We start from the raw sequence: 22,111 nt of genomic DNA on the forward strand, positions 1-22,111 counted from the left end.
CTCATGCACCATTTTTGGGGGCGCAAAAACACCATTGCAGAGTCTGGTTGATTCCGCTACATTGACATCGAATGTAGTGTTCACAACATTTAAGTTAAGTGAATGCTACACAAAATGCAATGCGCGTACAAGCACTTGCCACAATGCAATGAATGGGCCGCCACGATGACTGAACACACCAAGACCGACGGGCTACCTGGCATGGATGCGCCGGATCTGCCGCAGGTGCTCGAGCGCGCCCGGCCCCGCAACGAGCGCATGAACGCTGCCAAAGTCGAGTGCAATGCGTGTCCGGTGCTGTGCCAGATTTCCGAAGGCCGCGCAGGGGCTTGCGACCGTTATGCCAACCACGCGGGCGTGCTCGTGCGGCTGGACCCGGTGGTGCTGCTGCGCAAGACCCTGGAGGTGGGCGAGGCCGCGCTGGTGCCGTTTGCGGGCCGCGCTCCGGCTGCACAAGACGCTGAGACCGCAGTGGCTCCAGCACCCACATGGAACGGTGACCTGCTGCTGTCTGAAGAGGTGTTCGTGACGGGCGTGGGCTCGTCCACCACCTACCCCGACTACAAGCCGGCGCCCTTCATCGTGGGTTCCCAGACCGATGGCGTGGACATGGTCACCGTGGTCACCGAGGGCATCTTCAGCTACTGCAGCTTCAAGGTGAAGATCGACACCGACCGCTTCCTAGGCTCCGAGCAGGCCAACGTGCGCTGCAAGGGCGAGGTGGTGGGCCATGTGACCACGGCAGAGTACGGCTCGCAGATGCTGTCGCTGGGCGGTGTGCACCACCTCACGGGTGGCACCAAGAAAGAAGGCCGCATCACCGCCGAGATGATGCAGGCGCTGGGCAACAAGCAGGCGGTGGAGTTCACCATCGACGGCGGCTCGCAGCTCGTGATCCAGGCGGGGCGTGCGCCCATCGTCAACGGTGTGGCCGAGCAGCGCATGCGCGTGGGCTGCGGCTCGGCGGCCATTGGCATCTTTGCGCGCCAGTTCTTCGGCCATGCGGACGAGGTGGTGGTGGTGGATGACCACATCACCGGCGTGCTCACCGAGCACCAGGCGGGCCGTTGCCTCGACATGAAGCCTTCGGGCATCCAGATGCGCGGGCGCAAGTCCACACCGGGCCGTTACTTTCAGGTGGCCAACCCGGGCACCGGCTGGGGCGGCACCGACATTGCCGACCCGCTGTCCATCATCGAGGGCTGGGACGAATCCGTGGCCTGGCCGGGGCTGCGCTTGTTGATGACCTCCACCACCGGCGAGCATGCCTCCTGGTACGTGCTGGACGAGCAACTCCATCCGGTTGAATCCGAGATGCCTGCCGAGGTGCGCCGTATCGTGGACCGCATCGGCGAAAACTGCGAGCCCTCGCTGGCGTCCGTGCTTTTCCTCGGCGGTGCTGGCGGCAGTCTGCGCGCAGGAGTGACCGAGAACCCGGTGCTGCTCACGCGCTCCATCAAGAACGCGCTGGTCAACGTGACCTGTGGCGGTGCCCCTGCCTATGTATGGCCGGGCGGCGGTATCACCGTGATGGCCGACGTGCTGCGCATGCCGGACAACAGCTTTGGCACCGTGCCCACCCCCGCCATCGTGGCGCCCATCGAGTTCAGCATGCGCCGTGCGGACTACGAAGCGCTGGGCGGGCACACCGAACAGATCCGCAGCCTGCGCGAAGTGCTGGAGCGCGGTGCGTGGCACAACGATGGTGCACCGCAGGCGCGCGTGTGGCAGACCTTGCCCGCCGCCAATCCGTGGCCGCTGGGTCGCCCACCTCTGCTGGGTTGATATGAAACACCCCCTGAGTCGCTTCGCGCCTTCCCCCTCCAGGGGGACGACACCCTCGCTGCGGGGCGGCCCTTGCTCGGCGTCTCTGGCGGGGGCCGCGCCGGTGTTTACGGCTGCGGGCGGTACGCCCTGCGTTGAGTACTGAAACGCACATGCAAGCCGCTCGCAAGCTCCTGTCCGATGGCCGCTGGCATTTCCAGCATGGTCCGATGGACCTCATCCTCCAGGCCGAAGGGGCGCGCGACGCCGTGGCCCAGGCGCACGAACGCGCCTGGCAACGTTTTGAAGGGCTGCTGCAGGAGCTGGTGAATGAACTCCCCGGCCTGCGGGCGCCGGTGGGTGCGCACTGCACGTTGCAGGGCGTGGTGGCGCGCCGCATGTGGGCCGCCTGCAGTCCCTACCGCGCAGGCTTCATCACATCGATGGCGGCGGTGGCGGGTTCAGTGGCGCAGGAGATTCTGGCCTGCTACGAGCAGCCGGGCATAGACCGCGCCTGGGTCAACAACGGCGGCGACATTGCGCTGCACCTGGCGCCCGGCCAGTCGGTCACGGTGGGGGTGTACGCTGACATCGCCGCACTGAATGCTGCACAGTTGCGCAACGGTTTGGTGCTGGATGGGCAGATCCGCATCGACAGCGCCATGCCAGTGCGCGGTGTGGCCACCAGCGGCTGGAGGGGGCGCAGCCAGTCGCTGGGCATTGCGGACAGCGTGACGGTGCTGGCGCGTTCGGCGGCGCAGGCCGATGCGGCCGCAACCATCGTGGCCAACGCGGTGGATGTGGCCGATGCGCGGATCGTGCGCAGGCCCGCGTGGCAGGTGCGGGACGACAGTGACCTGGGGGCCATTCCAGTCACCGTGGATGTCCCTGCCTTGCCCAGGGAGCTGGTGGCCCGGGCATTGCACCAGGGGCTGCAAAAAGCGCAAGAATTGCAGTCCAGCGGCCTGCTGTGGTTTGCGCTGCTGGCGTGCCAGGGGCAGTTCGTGGCGACCTCGGCGCCCCAGGCGTTGGCGGATGCGGTATGGCCCCGGGATCCGGCGGTGGAATCGGAAGTTGGTTCAGTATTTGCTTAACGAAATGCACAGGTCTCCAGAATGATCCAGATACGACGCGTTTTTACCCATCTTGAGGAAATCCGGCACGAGTTCGGGCCGGTGGCCGATGTGCCGCTGCTGCGTGGTGCCATCGGCGCGGTGCTGACCAACCCGTTTGCGGGCCGGTACGAGCCCGACATCCTCCCCATGATGGACGCGCTGCAGGACGTAGGGCTGGACATGGCCCAGCGCCTCCTGAAGGCCATGGGCGTACCCGCCGAGCGCATCGAGACCTATGGCAAGGGCGCCATCGTGGGCGCGGCGGGTGAGCTGGAACACGGCGCGCTGTGGCATGTGCCCGGCGGCTACGCCATGCGCGAACTGCTGGGCTGGAAGGGCGACCGCAACGCCTACGCCAAGGGCCAGGCCGAAGAGAAGACGGGGCAGCCCGCGAATGCGCTGTCCATCGTGCCCTCCACCAAGAAGGTGGGCGGCCCCGGTGCGGCGCTGGATGTGCCGCTGACCCACATCAACGCCAGCTACGTACGCAGCCATTTCGACGCGATCGAAGTGCGTGTTCCGGGCGCGCCATCCGCTGATGAGATCGTGTTCATACTTGCCATGACCACGGGCCCGCGCATCCACGCCCGCGTCGGAGGGCTCAAGGCCGCAGACATCAGCCAGTGGAACGGCCTGCGCTGAGCCGCCCGCCGACCCGCACACCATCGAACAAGACAAGATCCCAAGGAGCCAAAAAATGCCAGCCAAGATTCGAAAGATCATCGTCCAGACCGACGAGGTCCGCGTGGAAATGGGGCGTGACGTTCAGCCCCCGGTGCGCAAGGCGCTGGCTATGGCCGTGATCGAGAACCCCTTTGCCGGACGTTATGTGGAAAACCTGGACGAACTCATCGCCATCGGTGAGGAGCTGGGAGGCCTTCTGGGCGCCCGCTGCGTGCAGGCCCTGGGCATTGCCCCGGGCGATGCGCACAGCTACGGCAAGGCCGCCATCGTGGGCGAGGCGGGCGAGCTGGAGCACGCCGCCGCCATCCTCCACCCCAAGCTGGGCGCACCGCTGCGTGTGGCTGTCGAGAAGGGTGCCGCATTGGTCCCATCCAGCAAGAAGATGGGCGGCCTCGGCACGGCCATCGACGTGCCCCTGGGCCACAAGGATGCGGCTTACGTGCGCAGCCATTTCGACGCCATGGAAGCCCGTGTAGCCGATGCCCCGCGGGCCAATGAAATCGTGGTGGCCGTTGTCGTGACCGACAGCGGGCGGCCGTTGCCACGTGTCGGCGGCCTCACGGCCTCTGAAATAAAAGGCGTTGACGGCCTGCGCTGAGCCCGGCGCGCGTACAACACACACCTGTCCTGTCTCACCCCCGTTCGATCTCTCTCCAACCATCCTTCAGGAGTCTCCCCATGACGATGCGACGAAACCTCATGCGTGCCACGGCTGCGGCTGCATTGGCCCTTACCCTGGCCCCTGTTTTTGCCCAGGGCGTGATCAAGATTGGCGAGGTCAACAGCTACAAGGCGCAGCCCGCTTTCCTGGAGCCCTACAAGAAGGGCATGGAGCTGGCGGTCGATGAGATCAACGCTGCGGGCGGCGTCAATGGCAAGAAGATCGAACTGATCACGCGCGACGACAACGCCAACCCCGGCGACGCTGTTCGCGTGGCCGAAGAGCTGGTGTCGCGCGAGAAGGTCGATGTGCTGGCTGGCACCTTCCTGTCGAACACCGGCCTCGCAGTGGCCGACTTTGCAAAGCAGAAGAAGTTCTTCTTTCTCGCGGGCGAGCCGCTGACCGACAAGATGACCTGGCAGGGTGGCAACCAGTACACCTTCCGCCTGCGTCCCGGCACCTACATGCAGGCCGCCATGCTGGTACCCGAGGCCGCCAAGATGAAGAAAAAGCGCTGGGCCGTGGTCTACCCCAACTACGAATACGGGCAGTCTGCCGTGGCGGCGTTCAAGCAACTGCTCAAGGCCGCCCAGCCCGACGTGGAGTTTGTGGCCGAGCAAGCCACGCCACTGGGCCGGGTGGACGCCGGCAGTGTCGTGCAAGCGCTGTCCGATGCCAAGCCCGACGCCGTTTTCAATGTGCTGTTTGGCGCGGACCTGTCGAAGTTCGTGCGCGAAGGCAACACGCGCGGCCTCTTCAAGGGCATCGAGGTGGTCAGCGTGTTGACGGGCGAGCCCGAATACATGGACCCCCTGAAAGACGAGGCCCCCAACGGCTGGCTGGTGACCGGCTATCCCTGGTACGGCATCAACACCCCCGCACACAAGGCGTTCGAGCAGGCGTACCAGGCCAAGTTCAAGGACTATCCGCGCCTGGGTTCGGTGGTGGGCTACAGCATGATCAAGTCGGCTGCGGCCGGTATTGCCAAAGCCAAGAGCACCGACACCGACAAGCTGGTCGCTGCCTTCAAGGGACTGCAGGTGGACACCCCGTTCGGCAAGATCACCTACCGGCCTGAAGACCATCAGGCCACCATGGGCGCATTTGTCGGTCGCACCAAGAACGAAGGCGGCAAGGGCGTGATGGTGGATTACGTCTACCTGGATGGTGCCGATGCCAAGTACCAGCCGTCCGCTGCCGACGTGAAGAAGTCACGAAGCGCTGATTGATTCCCTCTGAGGTCTGAGGCGCCTGCCGCGCCTCGGTCCCGGCAGACGCTACCGACAGCCCGGCACAGGCAAATTCTGCGGGTGCTGGCTGGTGTCGGCTGGGGCATGGCCGGCTTCTTTCATGGCCTTCGCGCTGGCAAAAATAGTGTGAACAGGCCCTACAGGGTTTATTGAACATGAGTTTTTCGGGTTTCATCGTTCAGCTCATCAACGGGCTGGCGAGCGCGTCGTCGCTGTTCCTCGTGGCGGCGGGTCTGTCGCTGATCTTTGGCGTGACCCGCATCGTGAACTTTGCCCATGGCTCGTTCTTCATGGTGGGCATCTACGTCGCGTACTCGCTGGTCGAGCGCCTGAGCGGTGCGCTGGGCTTCTGGGTGGCCTTGCCGCTGGCCGCGCTGATCGTTGGCGTGCTGGGGGCGCTGATCGAGGTGGTGCTGCTGCGCCGCATCTACAAGGCGCCCGAGCTGTTCCAGCTGCTGGCCACGTTTGCCCTGGTGCTGGTCATCAAGGACGCGGTGCTGTGGCTCTGGGGCCCCGACGAACTGCTGGGCCCGCGCGCGCCGGGCCTTTCAGGCTCCGTGAGCCTGCTCGGGCGGCAGTTCCCCACCTACGACCTGTTCCTCATCGTGGTCGGTCCGCTGGTGTTGGGCGCGGTCTGGCTGCTGCTCACGCGCACCCGATTTGGCACGCTGGTGCGTGCCGCCACACAAGACCGCGAGATGGTGAGCGCCCTGGGCGTCAACCAGGCCTGGTTGTTCACGGCCGTGTTTGCGCTGGGCGCGATGCTGGCCGGGCTGGGTGGCGCACTGCAACTGCCGCGCGAGCCCGCGACGCTGGAGATGGACCTGCACACCATCGGTGCCGCCTTTGTGGTGGTGGTGGTGGGCGGCATGGGCTCCATCCCGGGCGCGTATGCCGCCGCCCTGCTGATCTCCGAGATCAAGGCCATCTGCATCTGGCTGGGTGTGGTCGATGTGTTTGGCCTGAGTGTTTCGTTTTCCAAGCTGACCCTGGTGGTGGATTTTCTGGTGATGGCGGTGGTGCTGGTCTGGCGCCCGTGGGGCCTGTTCGGCAGGCCGCAGGCGCCCAGCCGCTACGTGGGCATGCAGGAGGAGCCGCTGCGTCGGCCTGGCAGGGTCTACCTGGTGGCGGCCGCCGTGCTGGGCCTGCTGCTGGCGGCAGCCCCGCTGCTGACCGCGCAGTCGCCGTACACCACGGTGTTGCTGATTGACCTGCTGATCGCAGCGCTGTTTGCGGCCAGCCTTCACTTCATCATGGGGCCTGCGGGCATGCACTCCTTCGGCCATGCCGCCTACTTCGGGCTGGGCGCCTATGGCGCGGCCCTGCTGGTGCGCTCGCTTGGGCTACCGATGGAGATCGCACTGGTGGTGGCGCCGCTGGTGGCGGCGGCCGGGGCGTTTGTCTACGGGTGGTTCGCAGTGCGGCTGTCGGGCGTGTACCTCGCCATGCTGACGCTGGCCTTCGCCCAGATCACTTGGGCCATCACCTACCAGTGGGACAGTTTCACGGGGGGCAGCAACGGCCTGACCGGTGTCTGGCCTGCGGCCTGGCTGGCAGACAAGCGCATGTATTACTGGCTCACGCTGGCACTGGTGGGGGCAGGGGTGTGGTGGCTGCGCCGCGTGCTGTTCTCGCCGTTTGGCTATGCGCTGCGCGCGGGGCGCGACTCTGTGCTGCGCGCCGACGCCATCGGCATCGACGTCAAGCGCATGCAGTGGGCGGCGTTTGTGGTGGCGGGCACGGCTGCAGGGCTGGCAGGGGCGCTGTATGCGTTCTCCAAGGGCAGCATTTCGCCGGAGTCGCTGGCCGTGGGCAAATCGGTGGACGGGTTGGTGATGGTGCTGCTCGGCGGCATCCAGACGCTGGCGGGCCCCGTGGTGGGTGCGGTCACCTTCACCTGGCTGCACGACACCGTGGCGCGCAACACCGACTACTGGCGCGCCATGCTGGGCGCCATCATCCTCATCCTGGTGCTGCTGTTTCCGCAGGGCATCGCTGGCACCATCAAACAGATTTTTGACAACATGCGCGACGCCAAGAACACCAAGGAGGGCGCAGCATGAGCCTCCTCAAAGTCACCGGTCTGGGCAAATCGTTTGGCGGCGTCAAGGCGGTGGATGGCATCCACTTCGAACTGGCGGCTGGCGAGCTGCTGGCGCTGATTGGCCCCAACGGCGCGGGCAAGTCCACCACCTTCAACATGGTCAACGGCCAGCTGCCTGCCGATGCAGGCTCCATCCAACTCAACGGCCAGGAGCTGGTGGGCCGCAAGCCCCGCGACATCTGGCGCATGGGGGTGGGCCGCACCTTTCAGATCGCCGAAACCTTTGCATCGCTGACGGTGGTGGAGAACGTGCAGATGGCACTGATCTCCAACGACGGTCTGCTGTTCTCCCTATGGCGCAGGGCTGCCGACCACAAACGCGAGGAAGCCCTGGCGTTGCTCGACCAAGTGGGCATGAAGTCGCAGGCCGACCGGCCCTGCAGCGTGCTGGCCTATGGCGATGTGAAGCGTGTGGAGCTGGCGATTGCCATGGCCAACGCTCCCAAGCTGCTGCTCATGGACGAGCCCACCGCCGGCATGGCGCCCAAGGAGCGCAACGAACTCATGGCGCTGACCAAACAGCTGGTGATCGACCGCAATATGGCGGTGTTGTTCACCGAGCACAGCATGGACGTGGTGTTTGCCTATGCCGACCGGATGATCGTGCTGGCGCGCGGGCGGCTGATTGCCGAGGGCAAGCCGCTGGAGTTGCGCGACCACCCCAAGGTGCAGGAGGTCTACTTCGGCACCGGCAAGACGTTTGAGAAGAAAGCCGCAGCCAATGCGGAGGCGGCATGACCATGACGACCCACAACCCCAAAGAACTGCTGCTCCAGGCTAAGGGCCTGCAGGCCTGGTACGGTGCCGCGCAAATCCTGTACGACGTGGATCTGGACGTGCGCCGGGGCGAAGTCGTGGCCTTGATGGGCCGCAACGGCGCAGGCAAGTCCACCACGCTCAAGACGCTGATGGGCATGCTGGCCAAGCGCAAGGGCAGTATCCAGTTCATGGGCAAGGACCTGTCCAGAACCGACCCGCACGACGCTGCCCGCCTGGGCTTGGGCTTTGTGCCGGAAGACCGCCGCGTGTTCACCGACCTCACGGTGATGGAGAACCTGGAAGTGGGCCGCCAACCCGCCCGCACCTGGCCCGATGGCACAGCCGCCCCGGTGTGGACGCCCGAGCGCCTGTTCAAGCTCTTCCCCAACCTGGGTGAGATGCCCCAGCGCCCGGGCGGCCGCATGAGCGGCGGCGAACAGCAAATGCTCACCGTGGCCCGCACGCTCATGGGCAACCCCTATCTGGTGCTGCTGGACGAGCCCTCTGAAGGTGTGGCGCCTGTCATCGTGGAGCAGATGGCGCACATGATCCTGGAGCTGAAAGAGCAGGGTGTGAGCATCCTGCTGTCGGAGCAGAACATGCACTTTGCCGAGTTGGTCTCCGACCGCGCCTATGTGCTCGAAAAGGGCCAGATCCGTTACCAGGCCAGCATGGAAGAGCTGGCCGCCAACGAAGAGGTGCGGCGCGCCTACCTCAGCGTGTGAAGCAGAAGTTCCCCGGCCCTGGCCCTACCGGGCCATGGCCGATGTGTCAGTGCGTTCCCAACCGGAGTGTTCACCATGCAAACTGCGCAACGTCGTCGCTTTCTTCTTCAATCGGCCGCGCTCACCGTGGCCGGGGCCAGCTTCCCCGCCAGCTGGGCGGCAGGCAAGATCAAACCCGGTGAGCGAGCGGCGCTCATCGTGGTCGATGTGCAGAACTGTTTTGTCCCGGGCGGCACGCTGCCCGTGGCCAAGGGGGATGAGGTGGTGCCCGTCATCAACCGCATTGCCGCAGCATTTGAAAACGTGGTGGTCACGCAGGACTGGCACACCCAGGGCCACGCCTCTTTTGCCAGTGCTCACGCGGGCAAGAAGCCGTTTGAAACCACCAAGCTGAGTTACGGCCAGCAGGTGCTGTGGCCCGACCATTGCGTGCAGGGCACCGACGATGCCGCCCTGCACAAGGACCTCCAGGTGCCCAAGGCCCAGGTCATCCTGCGCAAGGGCTTTCACCAGCATGTGGACAGCTACTCGGCCTTTGAAGAGGCCGACCGCAAGACCTCCACCGGCCTGGCGGGTTACCTCAAGCAGCGTGGCATCAAGACCGTGTTTGTCACGGGCCTGGCCACCGACTTCTGTGTGGCCTGGACGGCGCTGGACGCCAAACGTCTGGGCTTCGAAACCTATGTGGTCGAAGATGCGACCCGCGCCATTGACCTCAACGGATCGCTCGATGCGGCCTGGAAAAACATGAAGGCTAAGGGCGTCAAACGCATCCAGTCCAGCGACATCGATGTCGCCTGACGGCGCACCGCCCCGGTGCTTCGGCGCCGGGGTTTGACGGATTCACAACACCCCGCAGAAATGGTTGCGCAGCCGCTCCGCTTGCAGGGAAACTTGCGCCTTTGATGTAAGGAGCGTTTCATGAAATGTCGTGGGATGGAGGAGGGCAGCATCGACCGCCGTGTGGTGCTGACGGCCCTGGCCGCCGCTGCTCTGGGGGCCGCGGGCCCGGCTGCTGCCGAGACCGGGGTGACGGACACCCGCATCAAGGTAGGCCAGTCGGCCGTGTTCACCGGCCCGGCCAAGGATTTCGGGGTGGACTACAAGGCCGGCATTGCGCTGGCGTTCGACAAGGTGAACAAGACCGGCGGCGTGAACGGGCGCACGCTGGAGCTGGTGTCGCACGATGACGCGTACGAGCCCAAGAAGACGGCCGAAAATACCGCCAAGCTCATTGACGAAGACAAGGTCTTCGCCCTGATCGGCTATGTGGCCACCGGCAACCTTATCGCCGCCATGCCCCTGGCAGAGAAGGCGGGCGTGCCCATGTTCGCGCCGCTGGTGGGCACCACCTCGTTTCGCACCACGCACAACCGCTACCTGTTCCACGTGCGCGCCAGCTACGAGACCGAGCTGCGCAAGATCGTGGGCCACCTCGCCACGCTGGGCATCAACAACATCGCCGTCATTTACCAGAACAGCGCGTTCGGCAAATCCAACCTCGACACCTGCCTGCAGATCGCCCAGGGCCTGAAGGTCAAGGTGGTCGATTCCGTGCCCATGGAGATCGCCGCCACCGACGCCAAGCCCCAGGTCGCGCAGCTCACCAAGGCCCAGCCGGGCGCAGTGGTGATGATCATGGCGGGCAAGATGGTGGAAGTGTTCCTGCGCGACTACCGGGCGGCGGGTGCGGCATCGCCGCTGTACACCATCTCGGTGGGCATCACCGACGCACCGGGCTCTGCGCAGCGCCTGAACGGCGGCATCGAAGGGCTGGTCACGGCCAGCATCGTGCCGTCGCCGCAGGCCAGCCGCCTGGCCATCGTGGCCGACTACCGCAAGGACCGCGCGGACGCGGGCGAAAAGATCGACAGCTACACCATGCTGGAGGGCTATATCGCCGCGCGCGTGTTTGTGGAGGGCCTCAAGCGCGCAGGCAAAGCGCTCACGCGTGAAGGCTTCATCAAGGCCATGGAAGACATGGGCACCACCAAGATCGGCGACTTTCCGCTGGTGTACGGCCCGGGCAACCACAATGGCTCCAACTTTGTGGACCTGGAGATGTACACGCGCAGCGGGTCGCTGCGACGTTGACTGAGAACAACCCACCGAGACATGCACGCGCCCGCTTCACTCTCCCCGGTCGTCGTTAATGGCCAGCCGTTTGCCCTGCCGCAGAGCACCTTGGCCGGCGCCACGCTGCTGCACGTGTTGCGCAATGACCTGTCGCTCAACGGCCCCAAATACGGCTGTGGCCTGGGGCAGTGTGGTGCGTGCACGGTGCTGGTGGACGGCATTGCCGCGCGGGCCTGCGTGATCCCGGCGCAGGGCGTGGCAGGTCGCGAGGTGACCACGCTGGAAGGGCTGCCCGGGCGCTGCAGCCGCACCGAAGGGCTTCACCCGGTGCAGCAGGCCTTTGTGGATGAGCAGGCCGCGCAGTGCGGCTATTGCCTGAGCGGCATGGTGATGATGGCCGTGGCCTTGCTGGAGCGCAACCCTGACCCCGACGAAGCGGCAGTGCGCCGCGAGCTGTCGGGCAACCTGTGCCGCTGCGGCACGCATGTCGAAATCATCCGCGCCGTGCTGCGCGCGGCAGTGCTGATGCGCGAGGCCCAGGCATGAACACGCCTCCACCCCTGCGCGACCACAGCCCGCTCACCCGCGCCGACTTCCATGCCGCCCAGGGCGTGCTGCTGGTGGTGCGCAACCCGCCGCCCGCACCACCGCCCGTCAAGGGCCAGCCCGCCCTGGTGGCGGGCAACCCGGCCGAGGGCGTGGAGATACTGATCGCCGTGTGGGACGACGGCAGCGTGACCGCACTCAACGGCCATGTGGACCTGGGCACCGGCATCCGCACCGCCCTCGCGCAGATCGTGGCCGAAGAACTGGACGTGCCGCTGGCGCAGGTGAACATGGTGCTGGGCGACACCACCCGCGCGCCCAACCAGGGCGCCACCATCGCCAGTGCCTCCATCCAGATCCACGCCAAGCCCCTGCGCATCGCTGCCGCGCAGGCGCGCCACTGGCTGGTGGCCCAGGCCGCAGAGCGATTGGGCGTGCCGGTGGAGGCAATGCAGGTGCGTGCGGGGATCGTGCAGGTCACTTCAGACCCGTCGCGCCACGTGGCCTACGGCGCTCTGCTGGCGGGCGCACACACCACGCTGGAGCTGGTGGATGCCACGACCACCAAGGCCGCCGCCGATTACACCGTGGTCGGCCAGTCCGTGCCGCGTGTGGACATCCCTGCCAAGGTCAGTGGCGAGCTGGTGTTTGTGCACGACATGCGCGTGCCCGGCATGCTGCACGGCCGCGTGGTGCGCCCGCCGTATGCGGGGGCCGACCATGGCGACTTCATCGGCAACACGCTCGAATCGGTAGACCAGCAGTCCATCGCGCACATCCCCGGCATCCGCGCCGTGGTGGTGATCCGCGACTTTGTGGGCATCGTCGCCGAGCGCGAGGAGCAGGCCGAGCAGGCGCTGCGCGATCTGAAAGTGCGCTGGAAGGACTGGCCCGGCTTCCCGCGCCAGGACAGCGCCGAGGCGCTGGAGCAGGCCATCCGTGCCAACCCCGCCACGCAGCGCCGCCTGGTGGACGAGGGCGATGTGGAGGGTGCCCTGGCTGCGCTCTCTACCGACGGCCAGCCCATGCCACGCACCTATGTGTGGCCGTACCAGATGCATGGCTCCATCGGCCCATCGTGCGCGGTGGCCGAATGGCGCAGTGATGACAGCACGGGCCGCCCGCGCATGACGGTGTGGGCGGGCACGCAGAACCCCCATGTGCTGCGCGCCGACCTGGCCCGCCTGATGGGCTTGGCCGATGTGGACATCGACCTCATCCGCATGGAGGCCGCAGGCTGCTATGGCCGCAACGGTGCCGACGATGTAGCGGCCGATGCGGCGCTGCTCTCGCGCGCCGTGGGCGCCCCGGTGCGCGTGCAGCTCACGCGCGAGCAGGAGCATTTGTGGGAGCCCAAGGGCACGGCACAGCTCATGCAGGTGCGCGGCGGGCTCAAGGCCGATGGCACCGTGGCGGCGTACGACTTCGAAACGTCCTACCCGTCCAACGGCGCGCCCACGCTGGCCCTGCTGCTCACCCGCACCATCGAGCCCGTGGCCCAGGCCTACGAGATGGGCGACCGCACTGCGCGCCCGCCCTACCAGTACGACAACCTGCGCGTGGCCGTCAACGACATGCCGCCCATCGTGCGCGCATCGTGGTTGCGGGGCGTGTCGGCCCTGCCCAATTCGTTTGCGCACGAATCCTATGTGGACGAACTGGCTACTGCTGCGGGTGTGGACCCGGTCGCTTTCCGCCTGCAGCTGCTGAACGACCCGCGCGCCGCCGAGCTGGTGCAGGCCACCGCCGAAAAGGCGGGCTGGATTCGCCGCACCGGCCCGCAGCAGCGCCCGTTGGAGGGTGACAACAAAGGTGAGTGGGTCCAAGGCCAGGGCTTTGCCTATGCCCGCTACATCCACAGCAAATGGCCCGGCTTTGGCGCCGCCTGGGCGGCCTGGGTGGCCGATGTGGAGGTCAACAAAAAGACTGGAGAGGTGCATGTGCGCCGCGTGGTGGTGGGGCACGACGCGGGCCTGATGGTGAACCCCGCCGGCGTGGAGCAGCAGGTGCACGGCAACGTGCTGCAGACCACCAGCCGCGCGCTCAAGGAGCAGGTGACGTTCGAGCCCGTCAAGCAGGCCGTGGACAACCGCGAATGGGGCAGCTACCCCATCCTGAGCTTCCGTGAGGTGCCTGTCATCGAGGTCATGCACATGCCCCGGCAGGACGAGGCGCCGCTGGGCTCGGGTGAGTCGTCGTCCGTGCCGGGCACAGCAGCGATTGCCAACGCGATTTTTGACGCCACAGGCGTGCGCTTTCGCGCGCCGCCGTTCACGCCCGAGGTGGTGCGTGCCGGGCTCAACCCCTTGCCCGGTGGCGCAGGCGAGGCGGCTGCAGGCAGCACCGCACCCACTGAGCAGGCCGAGGTATTGCCCACGCTGGAGCTGCCCGCACCCACGGTGTCCGCCGGCGCCACATGGCCCGCCAAACGCAGTCCCTGGGCCCGCGCGCTGGCCCTGGTTGCCGGTGGCATCGCCATGGGTGCCGCGCTGCTGGGCTGGCGCCCCTCCATCGCGCCCGTGGTGCAGACGGCGGGCGCGTCGGTCTACAACGCCGCCACCATCGAGCGCGGCCGCCTGCTGGCCGCTGCGGGCGACTGCGTGGTGTGCCACACCGCCCCGGGCGGCACGCCCAACACGGGTGGCCGCGCCATGGAAACGCCATTCGGCAAGGTCTACACCACCAACCTCACGCCCGACGCCAAGACCGGCATCGGCCAGTGGTCCTTCAGCGCCTTCCAGCGCGCCATGCGCGAAGGCATCTCGCGCGATGGCAAACACCTGTACCCCGCATTCCCCTACACCTCGTTCGCCAAGATGAGCGACGACGACCTGACCGCGCTGTACGCCTACCTGATGGCGCAGCCCGCCGTGCGGGCCGAGGTGCCCAAGACCGAGTTGACCTTCCCGTTCAGCGTGCGCCCCCTCATGGCGGGCTGGAACGCGCTGTTCCACGACGCCGCGCCTTTCCAGCCGGACCCGACCCGCCCCCCTGAATGGAACCGGGGCGCCTACCTGGTGCAGGGCGTGGGCCACTGCGGCGCCTGCCACACGCCGCGCAATGCGCTGGGCGCCGAGCTGGGCGGGGCTGCGTTCCTCTCGGGCACCATGGTGGATGGCTGGGAGGCGCCTGCGCTCACCGGCCTGTCGAAGGCGCCCGTGCCCTGGACGGCCGATTCTTTGTATGGCTACCTGCGCCACGGCAACAGCCCGCAGCACGGCAGTGCCTCCGGCCCCATGGCGCCCGTGGTGCGCGAGCTGGCCCACTTGCCGGACGAAGACATCCGCGCCATGGCAAGCTACCTGGCCTCGTTCACCGCGACGGACACGGCTACCCAGCCTGCCACACAGCCTGTGCCTGACCCCCAGCAGCGCGCCCAAGCCGCCGTGGCCCAGGCCGCCGCGCTGGCCCCGCAGCCCGGCCAGGCACAGCGACTGTTCGATGGCGCCTGCGCGGCCTGCCACCACGACGGCGCTGGGCCGCGCCTGCTGGGCGTGAACGTGCCCCTGGCCCTCAACAGCAACTTGCACAGCGACCGGCCCGACAACCTGCTGCAGGTCATCGTGCACGGCATCCGCGAGCCCGCCGCGCGGGACATCGGCTTCATGCCCGGCTTTGGCCACGTGCTCAGCGACGCGCAGATCACCGAGCTGGCGGGCTACATGCGCCAGCGCTACGCCCCCGGCCGCCCGGCGTGGCGCGATGTGCCCGAGGCGCTGGCCCGTGTGCGGGCGGGGCCTGCACATCCGTAGCCTGGCGATCTCGCAGACCCCCTCTGGGCGATCGTCAGCACGGTTTTGGAGCCTTTTGGTGCTGAGGCGATAGTGGAATATGCGCAAACTGCTATCAAAAACAGAGCGACCGTAGGTGCAGTGTTCGGCCCGACAATCGGGCTGCACCACCGCCCTGACACCATGACAGCTGCCGCTCCCTTGCCATCGCACAGCGCTTTGCGCACCCCGCACCGGCGCGTGCAGCGCATCGGCGGCGCCGCAACGCTGGCCCTGTGTTGCCTGGCCCTCACGGCCTGCGGGCCGGATGTGCAGGGGTCGCCCAAGCCGCCCCCGGCGTTTGGCCCCGTGCAGAGCAGCTGGTTCGGCTGCCCGTCCCTGCAAGGGGTGTACGCCTGGCCGCCGGTGGAGCCCGGTGGTGTGCGGGGCAGCCTGCCGTTTTTCACCGGCTCGCCGGAGATGCAGGTCTGGGTGCAGCAGCAGCGCGGCGAAACCACGCTGCGCACGCGCACCGTCAACCGCGCGCGCAACGTGCGCACCTCGCTCACCCGGCAGTGGAGCCTCGTCACCTACAGCGGCGCGCAGGCCCGCTGCAGCTCCGGCATGCTCGACCTGGTCCCGCAGACCGTGTCGCCGGACAAAGAGCCTGGGGCCTCGGGCGTGCTGCAGGGTTTCAGGCTGGCGCTGCTCAAGGATGGCGGGCTGGCCGTGGGCAAGCGCACCCTCAGCACGGGCAACAAGGGCTCTTACTTCTCGTGGGGTGGGCAGTCCTACGGCAGCTACGACGCACCCGATGTGGAGACCTGGACCTGGTTCAAGCTGGCCCGCACCGCTGCGGGGGACAGCGAGCCGCCGGTCATCGACGCCTACGTGCCCGGGGCCACCTCGCCCTAGGGACCCTCTGCACGAACCAGCGCGCCGTGTGCATCAGCGGGCTCGGGCGGTCTGCCGCGTTGCAAATACTCGCAATAGCTACGGCTATTGCTGCGTTTTGCGCCTTGCAGCCCCTCCCGATCCGCTGCGCTCACTTGGCCTGCGAGATTCGTGCAGAGGGTCCCTAGGCTTTTTGGCTGCAGAGCGGCGCGCCAAAAAGCCCGCGAACTTCCCCGTTTATCGCGCCACCGCCTGCGCCGCCTCCTCGGCACAGTGGCATCGGGGCTTGGTCCATGGTGGGGCAGGCCCGGTCGCCCGCCTCTTTTTGTCGTGGCTGGCGCCCATGTCATCGGCCAGCCCCTGCGGCGGCCGCCCACTGTTGCCGTTCAAGGAGAAGACCATGCCCGCTAGCGAAATTGAAATCCACGCGATCGTGCTGCGACTGCTGCGTGAAGGCTATGCCGCCCTGACCGCCGCCCAACGCCGGGTGGTGGACACGCTGATGGCGGTGTGCTGACGCTTGCCTGCGGGCTGTTCGGAGCCCTTTTGAAGCCTTTTGGGCCGGATGCGCTAGTACTGATTGCCTGAATAGCTATCAAAAATGTAGTAACTGCAGCTCGGCCTGCATCGCCTGCGCAATCAGGCGCATGTCGTGGTCGCTGACGGCAAACAGCCCAAACCGGAACTTGCTGCCCCAGCGCTGGCGGTCGTCCACAAACTCCAGCGCGTCCAGCAGCGGCGCAATCGCCGCCCCACGTGCAGGCACATAGGCCACATCCCGCCGCGACGGCACAAACCCGCTGCCCATGTCAAACGCATACGGCGCGCCCGGCAACACGATGCCGATGGAGACAAACGCCTGCAGCCGGTCCTTGCCCCCCATGGTCACCGTCGGCGCGTAGTACGCCACGCGGTCGCCGGGGTGTATGCGCTGCAGCGGCGCCACCTTGCCATGGCACACCTGCATGTAGCCCGCGCTCGGCGTGGCGCAGCCCCGGCGAGCGTGCTGGGCGCAGGCCACGGCGATCCAGTTGCGGCGCGTGGCGGCCGCAGAGGTCGCTGCCGGCACAGGCATGTCGCTGCGCGCAGGCGCGGCATCCGGCCAAAGAGGGTGTTGCAGCACGGCGTCGGTCATGAGAGAGCTCCTGGTCAAAGAAGCCACCGATGGTGCGGGCGTGCTGCTGACACCGCAGTGTCAGTACCTCTGCAGCATCTCTGTCAGTACCGCACGGCCCCTCAGACCAACTGCCCCCACTGCCACAGTGCAAACCCGCCCAGCAGCAGGGCCGACGCCCGGTTGATGCGCTGGCGCCAGGCGGGCGTAAAGCGCTGCCGTTGGTAGGCAATCGCGCCGGTCAGCAGCAGCCACCAGGCGGCAGAGCCCACCAGCACGCCCGCCACCATCCACAGCGGAGACGGCAGGCTGGGCCGGCCGCCACCCAGCGAGCCAAACACCGCCATGAACGACACGATGGTGGCCGGGTTGGCCAGCGTCAGCGCAAACGTGCCGGCCGCCAGGCCCAGCAGCCCCCGCGCATCGCGGGCCGGGGCTGCGGTGTGGGCCACCGGCGCGTGCCACGTGCGCCAGGCCAGCACCAGCAGCAGTGCGCCGCCGCCCAGCGCCAGTGGCGTCTTGGCCTGCGTCAGCCCATCGATGAGCCAGCGCACGCTGAAGGCGCCCACGGCGCCATACACCGCATCGGCCGCAGCGGCGCCCAGGCCGGTGGCCAGCCCGGCCGCCAGGCCCCGCTCCAGGGTGCGTTGCATCGTCAACAGGCCAATGGGACCCACAGGGGCCGCGATGAGCACGCCGATGACGGCGGCTTGCAGAAACACGGTGAGTGAGTTCAAGTCCATGCACCGATGCTAGGGCGGCGGCTGGCGGTGGAGAATGCAGAAAATTCGGCGAATCCAGAAATTGGTTTCGGTTTTTTCTGTGCCAATCGATAAAGGCTTGTATGGAAGTCGATGACAAAGCCTGGCGCCTGATCAGCGCGCTGCAGGCCGATGGCCGTGCCTCGCTCAAGGAACTGGCCGAGGCCGTGGGCCTGTCGGTGCCTGCTACGCTGGAACGCCTGCGCCGCCTGCAAGAGGCGGGCGTGGTGCGCGGCGTGCATGCCGACATCGACCCCGCCAAGGTCGGCTACGGCGTGCGCGCCGTGGTGGGCATCAACGTGCCGCAGCCCGGCAAGAAGGCGCTGATCGACAAGCTGCGCCAGTCGCCCCAGGTGCTCGAATGCCACCACGTCAGCGGCAACGACTCGTATGTGATGCAGGTCGTGGCGCGCGACCTGCCCGATCTGGAGCGCTTTCTGGGCGACATCAACGGCTATGGCGAAACGCGCACGTCCATCGTGTTCTCCACGCCCATCCCGCTGCGTGGCCTGGCCCGCCCGAAGGCGGACTGACCCACCCCTCAGAACGTGATCTTCACCGACGCCGCACTGCGCTGCGCGTCGCCATGGAACACCGCCTCGATGTTGTTGCCATCCGGGTCCAGCACAAACGCGGCGTAGTAGCCGGGGTGGTAAGCCCGCTCGCCCGGCGCGCCGTTGTTGGTGCCGCCGTGGGCCAGCGCGGCGCGGTAGAACGCATCCACCATCGCCCGGTCCCGGGCCTGAAACGCCAGGTGGTGGCGGCCGGTGAGATGGCCCTGCGCTGCAGGGCTGTCGGCCGACGACACAAACAGCTCGTCCGCCCAGAAGTAGCCCTCGTCCGCCCCGCCCATGGGCACCTGCAGGGCCTCCAGCACCGCCGTGTAGAAGGCCTGGCTGACCGCCAGGTCGCGCACGACCAGCTGCACATGGTCAAACAACCTGCCCCGGTGGATTTCTTGCGCTTCCATGCTGTGCTCCTTTCGTAGACCGTCGGTGCGTTGTGGCTTCAAGCCAGCGCGTGCAGACCCACGCGGTTGCCATCCAGATCGTGGATGTGCGCAAAGAAGCCCATGCCCGGCGGCAGCGCCTGGCGCGGCAGGGCCACGCGGCCGCCCTGGTCCACCGCGCGGTCCAGTGCGGCGTCGAGCGAGGGCGATGCGTCCAGGTACACCAGTGTGCCGCTGCCCGACACCTGGGGCGCCGTGGGGCCCATCATCAGCGCGCCGCCTGCACCATCGGCTTCGGGGTCGTAGGCAAACACGGCGCCTTCGCTCGGGCCCATGTTCTCGCGGCGCATGGGCTGGCCCAGCACGGCCTCGTAAAAGGCCTGGGCGCGGTCCAGCTGGGTGGTGGGGATCTCAAACCAGGCGATGGCGTTTTTCATGGGGGCTCCTTGTGTGTGAAAGAACGAAAGTAAGAAGCCCCGATGGTGAGCGGGGGCTGCTGACAGCGGAGTGTCAGCAGCCTGTCACCCCGCATCACATTGTCGGAGCGGGCGCCGACGCCGCCACCTGCGCCCGAAACGCGCGCGGCGACAGCCCCGCATCGCGCGTGAAGGCGCGGGTGAAGTACGCAGGGTCGGCATAGCCCAGCGTGTAGGCAATCGTGGCCACGCCCAGGTGGGTGTAGGCCAGGTTGCGCCGCGCCTCGCGCATCAGCCGCGCCTCAATCAGCCGCTGGGCCGACACGCCCGTGGCGGCCCGCGCCACGCGGCTCAGGTGCGTGGGCGACACAGCCAGCGCCCGCGCGTAGTCGGCCACCTGCCAGTGCTCCAGAAAATGCGCCTCGATCAGCGCCTCCAGCCGCTGCACCAGGCTGGACTCTGGGGCTGCCGCGTCGCCCGGGCTGTGGTCTTCAATCGCGCGCGCCACCCAGCCCAGCAGCGTGGCGCTCAGGCCCCGCAGCACCAGCGCACGCGCCTTGGCCCGGCCCGAGAACTCCTGCCAGACCTGGCCCATGGCCTGGTGCAGCTGTGGCGGCGCAGGCGCCACGGCGGGCCGCGCCAGGTCGCGGCGCACATCGCCCACGCGCACAAAAATCTCGTCCATCAATTCGTCCGCCAGCGTGGCCACCCAGCCCTGCGTGTGCTGCGTAAAGCGGAATGCGTGCACATGCCCCTGCGGCACGTTGATGAGCGCCCCGGCAAACAGCGCAATCCGCTCGCCATCCAGGTGCGCCACGCCCCCGCCCGAGGTGATCAGCAGCACCTGGTGCAGCCGCGTGTGCCGGTGCGGCGCCAGCTCCCAGTCGTGCAGCGCCGATCGCTCGGCAATCGTCTCGCAGTGCAGCACATCGGGCAGGTGCTGCGACTCGCCGAACAGGCTGTACGAGTGGATGGTTCCGATGTTCGAAAAGTGCATGTTCTGGCTCCATCCGTCCATTCAACGCGGCGACTGTGCCACGTATCTTTGGGTGGTCCGTTTGATCAATGTCATGAACGCACCAACCACTACAGGAGACACCATGAAAACCCAGGTTTGCATCATCGGCGGAGGCCCCTCAGGCCTCATGCTCTCGCAGCTCTTGCACCTCAAGGGCATCGACACCATCGTGCTGGAGCGCCAAAGCCGCGAATACGTGCTGGGCCGCATCCGCGCCGGCGTGCTGGAGCACGGCTTTGCCGCACTCATGCGCGAGGCCCAATGCGGCGAGCGCATGGACAAGGAAGGCGAGATCCACGACGGCTTCATCATTGCCCACGACGGCAAGATGGACCGGGTCGATTTGCACAAGTACAGCGGCGGCAGCTCGGTTGTGGTGTACGGCCAGACCGAGCTGACGCGCGACCTGTACGAAGCGCGCGACCGCATGAAGGGCATCGTCATCCACAACGCCGAAGACGTGCAACCGCACGACCTCAAAAGCGCCAACCCGTACGTGACCTACCGCAGTGGCGACGAGGTGGTGCGCATCGACTGCGACTTCGTCATCGGCGCCGACGGCTTCCACGGCGTGAGCCGCAAGTCCATCCCACGCGACGTGCTCAAGGAATACGAAAAGGTCTACCCCTTCGGCTGGCTGGGCGTGCTCTCGCGCACCAAGCCCGTCTCGCCCGAGCTGATCTACGCCAAGCACGAACGCGGCTTTGCGCTGTGCTCGCTGCGCTCGCAGGTGCTGAGCCGCTACTACATCCAGGTGCCGCTGACCGACAACGTGGAAGACTGGTCCGACGAGGCCTTCTGGGCCGAGCTGAAACGCCGCCTGCCCGCCGAGGTGGCCGCACAGCTCACCACCGGCCCATCCATCGAAAAGTCCATAGCCCCCCTGCGCTCCTTTGTGGCTGAGCCCATGCGCTACGGCAACCTGTTCCTGGCGGGCGACGCCGCCCACATCGTGCCGCCCACCGGCGCGCGGGGCCTGAACAGCGCGGCGTCGGACATCTACTACCTGTACCACGCCATGGTCGCGCACTACAAGGATGGCGACAGCACTGGCCTCGACAAATACTCCGAGAAGGCCCTGGCCCGCGTGTGGAAGGCCCAGCGCTTCTCATGGTGGATGACGACCATGCTGCACACCTTCCCCGGGTCGCTGGCCTACGACCAGAAGCTGCAGGACACGGACCTGGCGTACCTGTTCTCGTCCGAGAAGGCGCTGGGGTCGTTGGCGGAGAACTATGTGGGGTTGCCGTTCTAGTCACCCAGCAATAGCACTGACACCCAATCAAAGGCCTGCATGGGGTTCCCTCATGCAGGTCTTTTTTGTATGTGCCCGGTCGGCGTTGTGTGCAAGTGGCGCTCCGTCTGCTCACGCGGCGCGCCCTACGGCCTGCGCACTGCGGCTCCATGCGAACCTCATTCCAACGCCGCTTTTCATGCAGCCGCCCCGCACGGCAATATTCATCTGCTACGCAAAATTTAGGCAGAACTGATGCTTACGCCCGCACGGCGGGCCCGATAGCATCGCATCAAGTTTTCAGATCATTTGCCCCGTGGTGTCGATGTGC

The 22,111-nt window shown here is 66.9% G+C and carries 20 protein-coding genes; 15 read left to right on the top strand and 5 right to left on the bottom strand.

Features of this window, described 5'->3' with window-relative positions; translation table 11 throughout:
- The first annotated feature begins 165 nt into the window (after positions 1 to 165).
- The 13 genes from N4G42_RS01200 to N4G42_RS01260 all read left to right on the top strand — a co-directional run bounded on the left by N4G42_RS01200 (position 166) and on the right by N4G42_RS01260 (position 16,309).
- On the top strand, positions 166 to 1,785 hold the full coding sequence (locus N4G42_RS01200; protein ID WP_260665854.1) for a 6-hydroxynicotinate reductase: 1,620 nt from the start codon (positions 166 to 168) through the stop codon (positions 1,783 to 1,785).
- Between the two features lie 152 nt (positions 1,786 to 1,937).
- Positions 1,938 to 2,858 (top strand): UPF0280 family protein, encoded by a 921-nt coding sequence (locus N4G42_RS01205; protein WP_260665855.1) that lies wholly within the window; start codon positions 1,938 to 1,940, stop codon positions 2,856 to 2,858.
- 21 nt (positions 2,859 to 2,879) lie between these two features.
- Positions 2,880 to 3,521, top strand: coding sequence for an amino acid synthesis family protein (locus N4G42_RS01210; RefSeq protein ID WP_110960508.1), 642 nt, complete (start codon positions 2,880 to 2,882; stop codon positions 3,519 to 3,521).
- Between the two features lie 55 nt (positions 3,522 to 3,576).
- Positions 3,577 to 4,161 carry an amino acid synthesis family protein gene (locus N4G42_RS01215; protein WP_063461058.1) on the top strand — a complete coding sequence of 195 codons (585 nt, stop codon included), beginning with the start codon at positions 3,577 to 3,579 and terminating at the stop codon, positions 4,159 to 4,161.
- Positions 4,162 to 4,241: 80 nt separating this feature from the next.
- Positions 4,242 to 5,453, top strand: a complete 1,212-nt coding sequence (locus N4G42_RS01220; RefSeq protein ID WP_015012054.1) for an ABC transporter substrate-binding protein — start codon at positions 4,242 to 4,244, stop codon at positions 5,451 to 5,453.
- A 176-nt stretch (positions 5,454 to 5,629) separates the two neighbouring features.
- Complete coding sequence (locus N4G42_RS01225; RefSeq protein ID WP_260665857.1) at positions 5,630 to 7,537, top strand: ABC transporter permease; 1,908 nt, start codon at positions 5,630 to 5,632, stop codon at positions 7,535 to 7,537.
- Positions 7,534 to 8,316, top strand: coding sequence for an ABC transporter ATP-binding protein (locus tag N4G42_RS01230; RefSeq protein WP_056742258.1), 783 nt, complete (start codon positions 7,534 to 7,536; stop codon positions 8,314 to 8,316). Before N4G42_RS01225 ends, N4G42_RS01230 begins: the two co-directional genes overlap by 4 nt.
- Before the next feature lie 2 nt (positions 8,317 to 8,318).
- Positions 8,319 to 9,062 carry an ABC transporter ATP-binding protein gene (locus tag N4G42_RS01235; protein ID WP_056743121.1) on the top strand — a complete coding sequence of 248 codons (744 nt, stop codon included), beginning with the start codon at positions 8,319 to 8,321 and terminating at the stop codon, positions 9,060 to 9,062.
- Between the two features lie 75 nt (positions 9,063 to 9,137).
- Positions 9,138 to 9,863 (top strand): bifunctional nicotinamidase/pyrazinamidase, encoded by a 726-nt coding sequence (pncA, locus tag N4G42_RS01240; protein WP_260665858.1) that lies wholly within the window; start codon positions 9,138 to 9,140, stop codon positions 9,861 to 9,863.
- 120 nt (positions 9,864 to 9,983) lie between these two features.
- Positions 9,984 to 11,156, top strand: coding sequence for an ABC transporter substrate-binding protein (locus N4G42_RS01245; RefSeq protein WP_260665859.1), 1,173 nt, complete (start codon positions 9,984 to 9,986; stop codon positions 11,154 to 11,156).
- Positions 11,157 to 11,177: 21 nt separating this feature from the next.
- Entirely contained in the window at positions 11,178 to 11,684 is a 507-nt protein-coding gene (locus N4G42_RS01250) for a (2Fe-2S)-binding protein (RefSeq protein ID WP_260665860.1), read from the top strand.
- The gene (locus tag N4G42_RS01255) at positions 11,681 to 15,436 is read left to right on the top strand and encodes a molybdopterin-dependent oxidoreductase (RefSeq protein ID WP_260665861.1); all 3,756 of its coding nucleotides are present in this window, start codon (positions 11,681 to 11,683) and stop codon (positions 15,434 to 15,436) included. Before N4G42_RS01250 ends, N4G42_RS01255 begins: the two co-directional genes overlap by 4 nt.
- Positions 15,437 to 15,598: 162 nt before the next feature.
- Positions 15,599 to 16,309: a hypothetical protein gene (locus N4G42_RS01260; protein WP_260665862.1), complete on the top strand. Its 711-nt coding sequence runs from the start codon at positions 15,599 to 15,601 to the stop codon at positions 16,307 to 16,309.
- A gap of 574 nt (positions 16,310 to 16,883) precedes the next feature.
- Here N4G42_RS01260 and N4G42_RS01265 read toward each other — a convergent pair.
- Together N4G42_RS01265 and N4G42_RS01270 are read right to left on the bottom strand one after the other, a co-directional pair.
- Positions 16,884 to 17,423: an EVE domain-containing protein gene (locus N4G42_RS01265; protein WP_260665864.1), complete on the bottom strand. Its 540-nt coding sequence runs from the start codon at positions 17,421 to 17,423 to the stop codon at positions 16,884 to 16,886.
- Positions 17,424 to 17,524: 101 nt separating this feature from the next.
- On the bottom strand, positions 17,525 to 18,145 hold the full coding sequence (locus N4G42_RS01270; RefSeq protein ID WP_260665865.1) for a LysE family translocator: 621 nt from the start codon (positions 18,143 to 18,145) through the stop codon (positions 17,525 to 17,527).
- A gap of 101 nt (positions 18,146 to 18,246) precedes the next feature.
- Between N4G42_RS01270 and N4G42_RS01275 the strand changes: the two genes are divergently transcribed.
- Complete coding sequence (locus N4G42_RS01275; RefSeq protein WP_260665866.1) at positions 18,247 to 18,696, top strand: Lrp/AsnC family transcriptional regulator; 450 nt, start codon at positions 18,247 to 18,249, stop codon at positions 18,694 to 18,696.
- 8 nt (positions 18,697 to 18,704) lie between these two features.
- Here the strand turns inward: N4G42_RS01275 and N4G42_RS01280 are convergent, their stop codons facing one another.
- The 3 genes from N4G42_RS01280 to N4G42_RS01290 form a co-directional block, all read right to left on the bottom strand.
- Complete coding sequence (locus tag N4G42_RS01280) at positions 18,705 to 19,133, bottom strand: VOC family protein (RefSeq protein ID WP_260665867.1); 429 nt, start codon at positions 19,131 to 19,133, stop codon at positions 18,705 to 18,707.
- 38 nt (positions 19,134 to 19,171) lie between these two features.
- On the bottom strand, positions 19,172 to 19,549 hold the full coding sequence (locus tag N4G42_RS01285; protein WP_260665869.1) for a VOC family protein: 378 nt from the start codon (positions 19,547 to 19,549) through the stop codon (positions 19,172 to 19,174).
- Between the two features lie 94 nt (positions 19,550 to 19,643).
- Entirely contained in the window at positions 19,644 to 20,525 is an 882-nt protein-coding gene (locus N4G42_RS01290) for a helix-turn-helix domain-containing protein (RefSeq protein WP_260665870.1), read from the bottom strand.
- A gap of 103 nt (positions 20,526 to 20,628) precedes the next feature.
- Between N4G42_RS01290 and pobA the strand changes: the two genes are divergently transcribed.
- A complete protein-coding gene (gene pobA, locus N4G42_RS01295; RefSeq protein ID WP_260665871.1) occupies positions 20,629 to 21,801 on the top strand; it encodes a 4-hydroxybenzoate 3-monooxygenase in 1,173 nt (390 codons plus the stop codon).
- Positions 21,802 to 22,111: the final 310 nt, after the last annotated feature.

Origin of the sequence: Acidovorax sp. K2F, from assembly GCF_025246485.1 — a bacterium.
Classification (GTDB): Bacteria; Pseudomonadota; Gammaproteobacteria; order Burkholderiales; family Burkholderiaceae_C; genus Acidovorax; species Acidovorax delafieldii.